The organism is Streptomyces soli (genome assembly GCF_003999195.1).
GTDB lineage: Bacteria > Actinomycetota > Actinomycetes > Streptomycetales > Streptomycetaceae > Actinacidiphila > Actinacidiphila soli.
Map to the genome: position 1 here is coordinate 1 of NZ_RJVR01000040.1, position 12,390 is coordinate 12,390.

The following is a 12,390-nucleotide window of genomic DNA, read 5'->3' on the forward strand; positions in this document are numbered from 1 at the left end:
TGCGGGTCGATGATCGCGGGCGGGGGGTGGCCGGCCCGTGCCATCGTGCAGCGCCGGGTGACCGGGTCGTAGACGGCGTACAGGCAGGTGGCACCCACCACGGCGGTGGCCGGGCCCTTGGCATCGGTGTCCTCCTCGGTGAGGCGGATGGCCAGATCGTCGAGGTGGGCCAGCAATTCGTCGGGAGGCAGGTCCAGGTCGGCGAAGGCGTGCACGGCGGTACGGAGCCTGCCCATGGTCGCCGCGGCGTTGATGCCGTGCCCGACCACGTCGCCGACGACCAGGGCCACCCGAGCCCCGGACAGCGGAATCACGTCGAACCAGTCACCCCCGACGCCGCGGTGGATGTCGGCCGGCAGATAACGCGAGGCCACCTCAACCGCGCACCCGCCCGACAGGCGCTGCGGAAGCAGGTTGCGCTGCAGGGCCAGGGCCGCGGTGCGCTCGCGGGTGTACCGGTTGGCATTGTCCAAGCACAGCGCGGCCCGGGAGACAAGCTCCTCCCCCAGCAGCAGATCGTCCTCCTCGAACGGCACCGGATTCTCCGAACGCATGAAGACCGCCACGCCCAGCACCGTGCCGCGCGCGTGGATCGGCACAAACATCCAGGAGTGCATTCCGTACTCGTGGTGCTTCTCCACCCGTGCCGGGTCCTGGTCGAACCACGTGCCGGGGGAGGTGTCTATGACCGGTTCCAGGTAGGACTTCCCGTCAGACAGGACGCGGGTGTAGGGCGAGGCCGGTGGCACGAAGACCGCCTCCCCCCGTGCCCACAGGGACTCCGGGACCCCGCGGTGGATCGACGCCAGGCCCGCGCGGCGGAAGACAGGGATGTTTTGACCCATCGGCCCCAACCGGGCCAGCGGCTCCTCGCCGAGCTGGACCGACTCCGCCAGGTCGACGGTGACGAAATCGGCGAGGAGCGGCACCGCGAGGTCGGCCAGCTCCTGCCCGGTCCGCATGACGTCCAGGGTGGTGCCGATCCGCGTGCTGGCCTCACTCAGGATCGCCAGGCGCTCACGCGCCCGCTCCCTGTCGGTGACGTCCACGCACATGCCGCACACGGCCAGCGCGTGGCCCTCCGCGTCCTCAAGGCGGAAGTAGGAGACCGTGAACGCGTGTTTCCGGCGCGCATTCCATGCCGGGTACTCAAGGTCAACCACTGGGGTACCGCTCTCCAGCACCTGCCGCATCGCCGCCTCGAGTGCTTCGGCCTCGAAGCCGGCCACCACCTCCGTCAGCCGCCGTCCCAGCCGCACCTCGGGAAGGATGTCGTCCCGGCGCTCTGCGAGGTCGTTCAGCCAGGTGCAGCGCAGCTCCAGGTCGCGGACGGTGATCCCGATCGGCGCGCGGGTCAGAAGCGACGACGGCCTCAATCCGTTCACCGCCGACGAGGAGACCGCGGCCAAGTCGGTTACCGAGACGAGCCAATGGGCACTGCCGTCCTGCCCCGACAGCGGGGAGACCCGCAGGCTCACCTCGAGCCTGCGGCCGTCGCGGTGGCGCACCGCCGCAAGACCGGACCAGCCACCCCGGGCACGGCACCGCTCCGCGAAGGCGGATGCCTCCGCCCAGTCTTCGGCAGACGCCAGAATGACCCCGGCGGGTCGGCTCACCACCTCCGCGGGTGAGTAGCCGACCAGCCGCTGGCCAGCCTGCGACCACCCGACCACCGTCCCTTCCGCGTCGATCATCGCGATCGGCGCGCCGACCAAATCGGAGGACCCCGGCACTGCGGCGGGCACCATGCACTCAGGCCTGTCCGCTGCCCGCCCGCGAGGTGTGTTCCGGACCGTCGGGATCGCACTGTTCGCGTCGGTCATGCGGTCGAGCCAATCGGCCGGCAGCGCGTGCTCAGAGAACATCGTTCGAAAGTACCCGGTTTAGGGATATATGGTGTGTGTCGCTCATCACACTCAGATTCGAACGAGTTGGCCGGTCCGTTCTGGCGTGGCTCCGCTGTCACCGGCGCACTCGCGCTGTTCCTTCCGGACTCGCAAATGCGTTATCAGCACTCCCGAAACCGGTACTCCCCTACGCCTACCAACTCATCGCCGCCCTGGCCCGCGAACTCCAGAGCAGCAACCGCGAATTCGCCGACAACCTCACCCCGCCGCCCTCTGAGGCCGAGCGCGGCCAACTACTGCGCGCCCTGGCCAGCAACTCCATCCGGGGCAGTTTCGAGCGGCACTTCGGCTTCGCGCTGGCGTTCCAGAACTGCCACCGGGTAGCGGCCTTCCGGCCCGAGGCCCACGGTGGGCAGACATACACCAAGTTCACCCCACCCGCTCCCAGATCCTCAACCAGTCACCCGAATTCCGCGACTGCTGAACCCGGCCGCAAGCCCGCCGGACTGGCCACCCGCCACAGCCACACCCCGACCGGAGCCCTTCGCCATAGGCCACAGAGCAAGCTCGACCGTGAGATTCGTTACGCTGCAATAGCGTAGTGAAAGGAATCAAATGGGGTGATGGTAGATGAATGTCTTGGAATTATCTGTTTAGGGGTGGAACGCTTAAGAGGGAAAAAACGGTGGCAGCGGGCCGTCGCCATGCGGGGCCGCCTACGTCGCCGACCGGCCCGGACTCCCTCCACGAAGCCGGGCGTGAACGTTTTCACCTGCGGGATCAGCGCCATGAGGCAGGTCGGGGAGTCCGCCGCATCCCGCGAAACCACCGCTTGACCGCGCTCAGGCAAGTGATCGCCCCGAAGCGGTTCTCCCGGCGGATGCCGGAGGCGGCGCGGCGGTTCGAGCCGGCGCTCCTCACTCCGCTGCTGGTGATCGTGCTGGCCACGGTTGCGGCCGTCCTTAACCCCCACCTGGAGTTCTACCGGTTCTTCGGGGTTCCGCCGGCGCTGGCCGCCGCCATGTTCTCCGTGGCCGGCACCGTGGGCATCGGGCTGCTGGCCATGGCGGCCAGCTTCGGCCTCGCCGCTGCCGACCACGGCCTGGGCCAGACTCCGAGTAATTTCACCCTGCTGGTGGTCGGTGGCGTCACCGTGGCCGCCGCCTACGCCAGCCGGATGCGGCAGCACCGGGAGTTCACCCTCGCCGAGGTCCGCGCCGTGGCGGAGACCGCGCAGCGGGTGCTGCTGCGGCCGGTCCCGCACCGCCTCGGGCCGGTCGACGTCGAGGTGCTCTACCAGGCCGCCGCCGCGCAGGCCCGCATCGGCGGCGACTTCTACGAGGCGCGGCAGACGCCGCACGGGGTGCGGCTGATCATCGGCGACGTGCGCGGCAAGGGACTTCCGGCCGTCGAGGCCGCCTCGGTGATGCTCAGCTCCTTCCGCGTGCACGTGCGGGACGCCCCCGATCTGCCGGACCTGGCACGCCGGCTGGAAACCGATATGACCTACTACTGCGAGGACGACCCCGGTGATGACGCGCTGGAGCGCTTCATCACCACCCTGATCATCGAGATACCCGCAGAGGAACCCGTCGCGCGCCTGGTCAACTGCGGCCACCCCCCGCCGCTGCTCCTGCACGGCGGCGAGGTACGCGAGGTGGAGCCCAGCGCGCCGTCGCCGCCCGTCAACATGGCCGCCCTGCTCGGCGACCACTACCAGGTCGACACCATTGCCTTCGCAACCGGCGACCGCCTGCTGCTCTACACCGACGGCGTCAGCGAGACCCGCGACGGCGCCGGGACCTTCTACCCCCTCACCCAGCGCGTCCGCCGATGGGCCTGTGCCCCACCCCGCGAACTCCTCGACCACCTCCACCAGGACCTGCGCGCCTACGTCGTGGGCGTCCGCGACGACGACCTCGCCGCCCTCGCCGCCCAGCGCGTCGCACCGGTCGGCACCGTGAGCGGAAGGGAGCGATGATGGCCCCTGAGCATGCAACCGCCCGGTTCCAGACGGGGCGCCCGACGGGGCGCCCGAAGAGCGAGGAGGTGGATGGCGCGATTCACCGCGCGACGCTGCTCCTGCTGGCGGAGGCCGGATACGAGGGCCTGTCCATCGCGCAGGTCGCCCGGCTCGCGGGTACCGCCACGACCAGCGTGTACCGGCGCTTCCCCGGGAAGCAGGAACTGGTCGTCGCAACGCTCCGCAACGAATTGAGAGCTCGACCCGGCAACCCGCCCGACCGCGGGTCTCTACGAGCCGACCTCATCGAGTACGTGTCGGGCATCGTCTCCACCCTCACTCCGCAAAGCGCCCGGATCATGGCGGGACTCCTACTGCCGATGCGTAGCAACGCGGCCCTGGCCGCGGTCGTGAGGCAGGAGGTCGAAGCGATGCGGTCCAGCAACTGGCAGATCATTCTCGATCGTGCCGTCGCCTGCGGCGAGATAACCCAGGACCACCCGGGCATCTCGAACGACAGCCACCGTCGCGCCTACATCCTCAACTACCGCACCGCTTGCGTGATCCAACTCGCAGGCGACAACGGCATGGACCACGGCCTCACCACCAACGCACGCACGGTCCGCAACGCCGACGCGACTTCACCCTTCGGTCCGCATCCACTCGATGCGAAGCACACGGGGAGCCAGTGCAACCGCAGTACGCCGGGCTCGTCTGCCGGGTATGTGCGCCGCGATGGTGGCCGTGCGGCGGTCGTTGGCACAACGGTGCCAAACGTAGCCAGCTGAGCTCACAGGATTGTTGGGTTGCCACAACCCCGGCCCCATCACACCGCTCAACCCGCAAGGCTCACCGAGAGCCATTTGCACGCTCGCTGCACGCTCGGCCACCGGACGGCCACCACCCCACGCCGACTAGACCCGAGCGGACCTGCTCTTGGGAACAAAAGGCCAGCTCAGAGGCGTGGGACGGCGAGATCAGCCACTCAGCGTCGACCTCGGACCTACGCATTACGATGCGGAGATCGCCAGTGCCCGATTCGCGCAGATTCCAAGGTCATCCGAAACAAGAAACCCCAGGTCAGAGGCTTGACCTGGGGTGCAGCATGGAGCCGCCTTCGGGATCCGAACCCGAGACCTACGCATTACGAGACCGTGAGCGTTCGTGTTGCGTGGTGCCCACCGGTGCTCTCCTGTGCTGTTCTGCCTGATCAGAGCACATGCGGCTCGTTGGTCTGTGCTGCCTCGTAATACGTCGTCCAAAGGCGTCCGGCCACCGGCTGGCCACCGGAGACGGCTAAGGGGCGGCTTAGGAGTGTTATCAGCATCCCACAGAGGCGCTGCGGGTGCCGATTATCGCGTCCCCGCAGGAGAGCGAGTTCGCCGCCGTGGATCCTTCTGTAGCCCCACCCGGAGTTCTCGCGGGCCAGGCGCAGGACGAGAGACTGGATGTTGCTGGGGGCACCTCCCGGCCGAAGGCTGGGGGAGGGTCGGCGGTCTGCCGGGTTGTAGCGGGAGGCATCGGCATGGCGACGCATGACGTCTCGGTCCACCTCAGGATCCGGGGAGACGACCAGGTGCATCTGCCGCAGCTTGGGCCTGGGAGCCGATGGAGCGCGGCAAGGAATGCGCGGTCCGCCGCAGTAACCCGTGGCCTGTCGATTCGCCGCTGCAGAACGGCCAGCTGGTGGCGCAGCGCCAATATCTCCATGTCCTCGTCCACGTCGCTCATCGGCAGCAGCCGTATGAGGGCGAACACGCTTGAGACGGCGAGGTAGGGCAGTCGCAGCAGCACGATCCATCAGCCTAATGGGACCATCGCGGAGATCACCGGTGCTCGGGTGCTCGCCGAGTTCGGAGACGACCCCACCCGATACGCCAGCGCGAAGGCCCGCAAGAACTACGCCGGCACCAGCCCGATCACCCGGGCCTCCGGCAAGAGCCACACCGTCCAGGCCCGCTACGTCCGCAACAACCGCCTCGCCGACGCCCTCCAACGCCAGGCGTTCGCCGCCCTGCGCGCCTCACCCGGCGCCCACCGCTACTACGACAAACAACGAGCCCGCGAGGCCGGCTACAACCCCGCCCTCCGCCACCTCGGCAACCGCCTTGTCGGCATCCTCCACGGCTGCCTCAAAACCCGCACCCACTACGACGAAGCGACCGCCTGGTCGCAGCACGCACACACCCATGCCGCTTGACCTCAAACGACATGGGGTGTCTGACACGCCTATCCGGCGATCAACGGCCGTCACAAGAACCTGCACGTCACAGGCCATGGATGGGGTTTTCGGCCCCCGCACGCCGAGCGCACTGCTTACGGCCAGGCGACCGTGCTTGTTCAGTCTGATCCCCGCGTCGGACTGCTCGCCGAGCACCTGGTCAAGGTCTTGGCGTTGGCCACGCGGTTGCCCGCTCCACAAGCTGACGGCTCAACCGCTGTATATGCAACCGGAGTTGCGCAGCAGAGACGAGTTACGGGAAGGGGTCTGTACGGTAATCGCACTTGCTGGTGTCATGCAGTTGGGTGCACCGAAGAGAGACGTGGGGAGGCACCGGACACCAGCAGCCCCAGTCCAGAGAGAAAGGCGGCAACAAGCCATGCAATCAGGCTTCCCGATGGGTAGAGCGTGAGCGCCCACCAGCGAGCCGTCGCACGGCCACCATCGCGGCGCGCGTTGGCACCGCTGTGCCAACGACCGCCGCACGGCCACCATCGCGGGCGCACACACCCGGCAGACGAGCCCGGCGTACTGCGGCGCACTGACTCTCCGTGTGCCTCGCATCGAGTGGATGCGGACCGAACGGCGAAGTCGCATCGGCGTTGCGGACCGTGCGTTCGTTGGTGGTGAGGCCGTGGTCCATGCCGTTGTCGCCTACGAGTTGGATCACGCAAGCGCAGCGGTAGTTGAGGATGTAGGCGCGACGGTGGATGCGGCGGACGGCCTGTCGGGCTGGGAGCGGTAGTACCCCACGCCACTGGCCTCGGTATCCGCGGACCTCGGCGCCCTCGACTGCCCGCCGACGCTGCTCCCCTTCCGACACCACCGTCGCGGAGTGGGCGTTGATCGAACCGCTGCTGCCCCTCCCGGCCTGCCGGACCAAAAGGGGTGGCCAGCCAGAGAAGTGGCACCGCCGCGAGATCATCCCTTGGCGTGGGCCCACAGCAGCTCGACCGGGTTCAGCTCCGGTGTGTATGAGGGCAGTTGGATGATGGTGAGCGCTGGCACCGAGCCGGAGTCGTCGCGTTCCTGCGCGACCAACTGAAGCCTGACCGCCGACCGCGGCCACAGCCCGGCGAGTGGAGCCCGTCCCTCACGCTGAACTTCAACCCTGGCGCGGTGGAGCCGCCTCCGGCGGCGCCACCGCGCAGCAGCATGTGTGAACACGCCCCTCGGTCACCAACGATGAGGCCCGCATCACACCGCCACTGCCCCTTCGTCTTGCTGGGGGCCGGGCTGCGTCCTGCTAGTGGCCGATCTTGTCCAACTCGGCGAGTTCCTCGTCGGAGAGCGAGAGTCCCGCGCCGGCGACGTTCTCGCGCAGGTGCGCCACCGACGAGGTGCCGGGAATGAGCAGGATGTTCGGCGACCGCCGCAGCAGCCAGGCCAGGGCGACCGACATCGGCGTCGCATCCAGCCGGGTGGCCACGGCAGAAAGCGCCGTGGACTGCAGCGGGGTGAAGCCGCCGAGCGGGAAGAAAGGCACGTAGGCGATGCCCTTGTCGGCGAGATCGTCGATCAGCTCGTCGTCCTGACGGTAGGCGAGGTTGTACATGTTCTGCACGCACACGATCGGCGCGATCGCCTGCGCCTCGGCGACCTGTTCCGCCGTCGCGTTACTCACTCCGAGGTGCCGGATCAGGCCCTGCTGCTGGAGTTCGACGAGGGTCTCGAAGGGCTCCGCGAGCGAGCCGGGCTGGGGACCCTGAGCGTCGCCGAGCCGGAGATTGACCACGTCGAGCGAATCGAGGCCGAAGTCCTCAAGGTTCTCGTGGACGGCGCGGCGCAGGTCCTCGGGCTGCCGGGCAGGGGGCCAGCCGCCCTGCTGATCGCGGACCGCGCCGACCTTGGTCACGATGTGCAGCGATTCGGAATAGGGGTGCAGCGCTTCACGGATCAGCTGGTTGGTGACACGTGGTCCGTATGCACCGGCGGTGTCGATATGGCTGATCCCGAGGCCGGCGGCCTCGCGCAGGACGGCGAGCGCGCCGTCGCGGTTGGCAGGCGGGCCCATGACCCCGGGGCCGGCGAGCTGCATGGCACCGTAGCCGAAGCGGGTGACAGTCAGATCGCCCAGGGTCCAGGTGCCGCCGGGCAGTGACGCGGAGGGTGTGTTCATGGTTTCACTCATGTCGTCGATGCTCGCTCGCGGACAAGCGGCGCATCCAATACCGATACAGTGCCCTGTCATACCCGGTAGGTATCACCGAGGTATGCTGTGACCATGGACACCTTGGAGACCCGCGAGCTGAGGTACTTCATGGCCGTCGCAGAGGAACTGCACTTCGGCCGCGCCGCCGAGCGCCTCGGCATGGCCCAGCCACCGCTGTCCCGGGCGATCCAGCAGCTCGAACGGCGCCTCGGCGTCTCCCTGCTGAAACGCAACCGCCGCGGCGTCTCCCTGACCGGCGCCGGAGAGATGCTGCTGCACGAGGGCCGCGCAGCCCTCGACGCGACCACCGCTGCCGCTCGCCGCACCCGTCGCGCCGGTGGCGCCGACAGTCCGGGCGGCCCCCGCAACCGCCTGGTGCTGGCGGTGAAGGCCGGCGCGTCTCACGAGCTGCTGCACAAGCTCCTCGACGCCTACGCGGCCGAGCCCGACGCCGCCGAGATCGAGGTGCTACCGAGCGGCACGTGTGAGCAGGAAGGGATGCTGCGCGATGGCCGCGCTGATGTGGCGCTCATGCACGCGCCGTTCAACTCCCTCGCCGGGTTCGACAGCGAGGAACTGATGACCGAGGGACAGATCGCTATCCTGCCCGCCGGGCACCCCCTCGCCGCGCACAGGACGTTGTCCCTGTCCGACGTCAGCGACATCCCCGATCTTCCGCTCGCCCGCTGGTCCCGCCACGGCACGTACCCACCCGGCCCGGGCCCCGAGATCCACGACCAGACGCAACTGGCCCAGCTGATCGCCCTCGGACGCACCGTGGCCGTCTTCCCCGACTCAGCCCGCGCCTGGCTATGGGCCGAGCACACCGCCGTCCCCCTAACCGACGCACCCCCCGTCGTCACCCACATCGCCTGGCCCGCGCACAGCCGCTCCCTCGCCCTCGCCGGGCTGATCCGCACGGCCACACGGCTATGACCCGCCCTCGCCTTCCATCGCCGCGACACACCGCCTGACCACCGGCCCCCACACTGCGGGTGCCGAAAACCCCATCCATGGTTTGTGACGTGCAGGTTCTTGTGAACGACCGTTGATCGCCGGAACGCACCCGGCCCCATCACGCCCGTCGGCGTTGCCGACGGGCGTGATGGGGCCGGGTGGATGGTGGAGTCGACGTTCACGACCCGCGTGATCAGTCCGACCGCATCGGCTTGCGACCGCTGACGCTGACCTGGCCGGCCCGCCGGAGCGGGCCGCACAGAACAAACCCACCCCGGGGCTGGGCGACCGGCCTGAATCTGGGCGACCTGTCCTGGTACGCGTTAGGGTGCGCCGGCTCAAGCACGGCAACGGCCGCTGCGACTACGACCCCCGCGAGCATGTTCACGGCCGACTTCGTCGCGGCGTAGGCTCCGATGCCGGGTAGCACCATCCCGGTGGTGCCGGAGCTGATGTTGACGATTCGCCCGAAGGCCTGGCGGCGCGTGGAGGGCAGCACGGCCTGCATGAGGCGGATGACACTGACGAGGTTGAGGTCGAGTACCTGATGGAACTCGCCCAAGTCGAGTTGCTCAATCGTCGTGTCGTGCAGGCTCGCGCCGGCGTTGTTGACCAAAGCGTCGATGCGCCCGTGGCGCTCGAGGGTCGCGGCGACGAGGCCCGCGACCTGGCCGGCGTCGGTGACGTCGGTCTGCACGCACAGTGCGCCCCCGAGTTGCGCGCTGAGCGTCTCGAGCCGTCCGGTTCGGCGGGCCGCCAGGACCGGTCACGCTCCCGCGTCATGCAGCGCGCGGGCGGTGGCCGCGCCGATGCCTGACGAGGCGCCGGTGACGATCACTGTACGGCCGTGCAATTCCGGCGTGTTGCTCATTTCTTCTCCTCGAAGTGGGTGCGCAGGAAGGCGCCTGCCCCGCGAAGTGCTGTCTCGCCTTCGTCCAGGACGGCGGCGAATGCCTGGAAGACGTGCGGCACCTCGGGAGTGACCTGCAGTGTGACCTCGACGTCGTGCGCGGCAGCCTGGGCCGCGAGCCGAACGGCGTCATCGAGCAGGATCTCGTGCGAACCCACTTGGATGAGCATCGGCGGCAGGCCGCTCAAATCGGCGAAGATCGGGCTGATGTCAGGGGTCGCCGGGTCCATGCCGCCGAGATAGTCGGGTACACGGATGTGCAGCCCCTCAGGGGTCAGTACCGAGGGATCGGCGGACGCCTTGCTCGACATGCTCTGTCCGCTCAGGGTGAGGTCCACCCACGGCGAGAGCGTGACCGAAGACGCCGGCAGGGGAAGGCCGAGCTCCTTGAGCCGCAGCAGCAGCGCTGCCACGAGGCCACCGCCCGCCGACTCACCCGAGAGCGCGATCTGCGAGCTCGGGGTCTGTTCAAGGACGGCCCGGTAGACGGCGAGTGCGTCATCGATCGCCGCGGGATACGGATGTTCGGGGGCGAGCCGGTAGTCGACGGAGATCACCCTCACCCCGGCTTGTCGGCCAAGCGCCGCAGCCAGTCCGGCTCCTGCGCGAGCTGAACCCAGGACGTAGACGCCGCCGTGGAAGTACACCAGCACCCGGGAGGAGTCCACGCCCTCGACGTCGATGGTCAGGACGGGGACCCCGCCGAGCACACCGGGCGTCGTCGTGACGTCCCCGGGCAGGGGTATCGCCGTCAGCGCCGCCTCCATGGCCGCGCGCTGCTCGGCAGGATCACCGGCGATGGTGAAAGGCAACTGCCGGAAGATCCCGGCCAGTGCGAGTCGCTGCTGCTTGCTCATCGTGTTCTCCAAGTTCGCCCTAGCGCCGCGGCGCCGTGGGTCGTGTCAATGTTTCGCTAGCCCCGTCGTCCGCACGTCACTTGTGAGAGTGAAGATCAGATGCCGGAATTGGCTCGGTTTGACGTTGGATCGGACCTCGACTCAACGTCCGCACTGTGAGATTCCGATGCCAGCGTGGGTCGGTTATCGATCTCTGCGCCCATGTGCGGAGTCACCGGCTAGCGTTGGACGGGCGACGGGTATCGAAGCCCGGTGGGTGGCAGGCGAGCTCGACTCCTTCCGAGGCAGCTGCCCCCGCGCCGAGGATGCACCCGCCAGCCGGCCAGCCCGCCAGGAACAGAACTACTATAGCGCTAATATAGTTAACGCTAACCCATTTCGCGGCGAGAGGCACCGATGGACCTACGACGAGTCTTCGACGACCTGGTGCGTTTCGAGACCGACCTGTGGAACGAGATCGATGCGCGGCTCCAGCAAGAGTGCGCTCTCCCCCTGGGCAGCATGAACGTGATGCTCGTCATCGAGCGCACGCAGACCTGCCGGGTCAACGACATCGCCACCGCCCTCTCGATCACGGTCGGAGGCGCAAGCCAGGCAGTCGATCGGCTCGAAAAACGCGGACACTGCGCGCGACGCCCCCACCCGGCCGACCGCCGCTCCTCCATCGTCGAGCTCACGGCCGCCGGCCAAGGCCTGCTGAACACCGCCGGTCCGATCTTCGACCAGGAACTCGAAAGACGGCTGGGCGCGACGCTCTCCGACACGGCGCTCGGCCACCTCGGCGCCGCGCTCGCCGCACTGCGCGCCGCCACACCACATACCCCACGCCCCGACGAGCAGCAGTGACGACCCTCTCCCGGATGCACATCCGCATGCTGCTGGGGCAGATCCACCTGGCGCCGCCGACCTCGACGTCCTGGCCGTCCAGCTCACCGCGGCCCTGGACGGCCCCCACCTGCTCTACCTGTCGGCGTCCGACCTCACCGAAGCCACCCGAATGTGCACAGGCAAGTACGAATCAACGTGCACGGCCTTCGCTCGGCTTCGAGCTGGCGGGGGCGCTGGGGCCATCCGTGTCGTCACGGTGCGGGACAGAGCCCGCCGTCAAGGGCGCCCTCCGCAGACGCCGGGCTCGTCTGCCGGATGTGCGCGCGTCACGATGGTGGCCGTACAGCGGTCGTTCGCACAGTGGTGCCAAGGGTAGCTGCTGAGCTCACGGCATTGTGGGGTTGCCACAACCCCGGCCCCATCACACGGCTCAACCCGCAAGGCTCCCCGAGAGTCATTTGCACGCTCGCTGCACGCTCGGCCACCGGACGGCCACCACCCCACGCCGACTAGACCCGAGCGGACCTGCTATTGGGAACAAAAGGCCAGCTCAGAGGTGTCGGCGGTCTCTCAACCTGGACCCCGTGGGGGTCGGTGAATTTTGACCCCTGTTGAGTTGTTCGCCGTTTCTTAGTCTGTGGTGGTGGCCGCTGTC

General features: G+C 68.4%; 9 protein-coding genes and 3 pseudogenes. 8 read left to right on the forward strand and 4 right to left on the reverse strand.

Features of this window, described 5'->3' with window-relative positions; genetic code table 11:
* Positions 1 to 1,748, reverse strand: a 1,748-nt coding sequence (locus tag EFK10_RS02105; RefSeq protein ID WP_127354065.1) for a SpoIIE family protein phosphatase, incomplete at its 3' end; no start/stop codon positions are given.
* 281 nt (positions 1,749 to 2,029) lie between these two features.
* Between EFK10_RS02105 and EFK10_RS49390 the strand changes: the two are divergent.
* From EFK10_RS49390 to EFK10_RS53040, 6 genes and pseudogenes are all read left to right on the forward strand, one after another.
* Positions 2,030 to 2,331: pseudogene (locus EFK10_RS49390) on the forward strand (SCO5389 family protein); the annotation flags it as partial.
* A 366-nt stretch (positions 2,332 to 2,697) separates the two neighbouring features.
* Entirely contained in the window at positions 2,698 to 3,828 is a 1,131-nt protein-coding gene (locus tag EFK10_RS02115; RefSeq protein ID WP_240676926.1) for a PP2C family protein-serine/threonine phosphatase, read from the forward strand.
* A gap of 68 nt (positions 3,829 to 3,896) precedes the next feature.
* Positions 3,897 to 4,598, forward strand: coding sequence for a TetR/AcrR family transcriptional regulator (locus tag EFK10_RS02120; RefSeq protein ID WP_164835778.1), 702 nt, complete (start codon positions 3,897 to 3,899; stop codon positions 4,596 to 4,598).
* Positions 4,599 to 5,418: 820 nt separating this feature from the next.
* On the forward strand, positions 5,419 to 5,574 hold the full coding sequence (locus tag EFK10_RS46895) for a hypothetical protein (RefSeq protein WP_164835779.1): 156 nt from the start codon (positions 5,419 to 5,421) through the stop codon (positions 5,572 to 5,574).
* A gap of 61 nt (positions 5,575 to 5,635) precedes the next feature.
* Positions 5,636 to 6,010, forward strand: a pseudogene (locus EFK10_RS02130) (transposase); the annotation flags it as partial.
* Positions 6,011 to 6,828: 818 nt separating this feature from the next.
* A pseudogene (locus tag EFK10_RS53040) lies at positions 6,829 to 6,957 on the forward strand (IS5-like element IS4811 family transposase); the annotation flags it as partial.
* Positions 6,958 to 7,277: 320 nt separating this feature from the next.
* Here the strand turns inward: EFK10_RS53040 and EFK10_RS02135 are convergent.
* Entirely contained in the window at positions 7,278 to 8,150 is an 873-nt protein-coding gene (locus EFK10_RS02135; RefSeq protein ID WP_164835780.1) for an aldo/keto reductase family oxidoreductase, read from the reverse strand.
* Positions 8,151 to 8,255: 105 nt separating this feature from the next.
* Between EFK10_RS02135 and EFK10_RS02140 the strand changes: the two genes are divergently transcribed.
* Positions 8,256 to 9,119, forward strand: coding sequence for a LysR family transcriptional regulator (locus EFK10_RS02140; protein ID WP_127354068.1), 864 nt, complete (start codon positions 8,256 to 8,258; stop codon positions 9,117 to 9,119).
* A gap of 214 nt (positions 9,120 to 9,333) precedes the next feature.
* Here EFK10_RS02140 and EFK10_RS02145 read toward each other — a convergent pair whose 3' ends face one another.
* Positions 9,334 to 9,900 (reverse strand): SDR family oxidoreductase, encoded by a 567-nt coding sequence (locus EFK10_RS02145; protein ID WP_127354069.1) that lies wholly within the window; start codon positions 9,898 to 9,900, stop codon positions 9,334 to 9,336.
* Positions 9,901 to 10,007: 107 nt separating this feature from the next.
* Positions 10,008 to 10,907 carry an alpha/beta hydrolase gene (locus tag EFK10_RS02150; RefSeq protein ID WP_127354070.1) on the reverse strand — a complete coding sequence of 300 codons (900 nt, stop codon included), beginning with the start codon at positions 10,905 to 10,907 and terminating at the stop codon, positions 10,008 to 10,010.
* A gap of 396 nt (positions 10,908 to 11,303) precedes the next feature.
* On the opposite strand from EFK10_RS02150, the gene EFK10_RS02155 reads away from it, so the two are divergent.
* Positions 11,304 to 11,753, forward strand: a complete 450-nt coding sequence (locus tag EFK10_RS02155; RefSeq protein ID WP_127354071.1) for a MarR family winged helix-turn-helix transcriptional regulator — start codon at positions 11,304 to 11,306, stop codon at positions 11,751 to 11,753.
* The last annotated feature ends 637 nt before the right edge of the window (positions 11,754 to 12,390 follow it).

What these genes read in the sequence shown, in the direction of transcription:
- EFK10_RS02135 (WP_164835780.1), bottom strand. Translation starts at nt 8,150, where the DNA reads ATGAACACACCCTCCGCGTCACTGCCCGGCGGCACCTGGACCCTGGGC.
- EFK10_RS02140 (WP_127354068.1), top strand. Translation starts at nt 8,256, where the DNA reads ATGGACACCTTGGAGACCCGCGAGCTGAGGTACTTCATGGCCGTCGCA.
- EFK10_RS02155 (WP_127354071.1), top strand. Translation starts at nt 11,304, where the DNA reads ATGGACCTACGACGAGTCTTCGACGACCTGGTGCGTTTCGAGACCGAC.
- EFK10_RS02150 (WP_127354070.1), bottom strand. Translation starts at nt 10,907, where the DNA reads ATGAGCAAGCAGCAGCGACTCGCACTGGCCGGGATCTTCCGGCAGTTG.
- EFK10_RS46895 (WP_164835779.1), top strand. Translation starts at nt 5,419, where the DNA reads ATGGAGCGCGGCAAGGAATGCGCGGTCCGCCGCAGTAACCCGTGGCCT.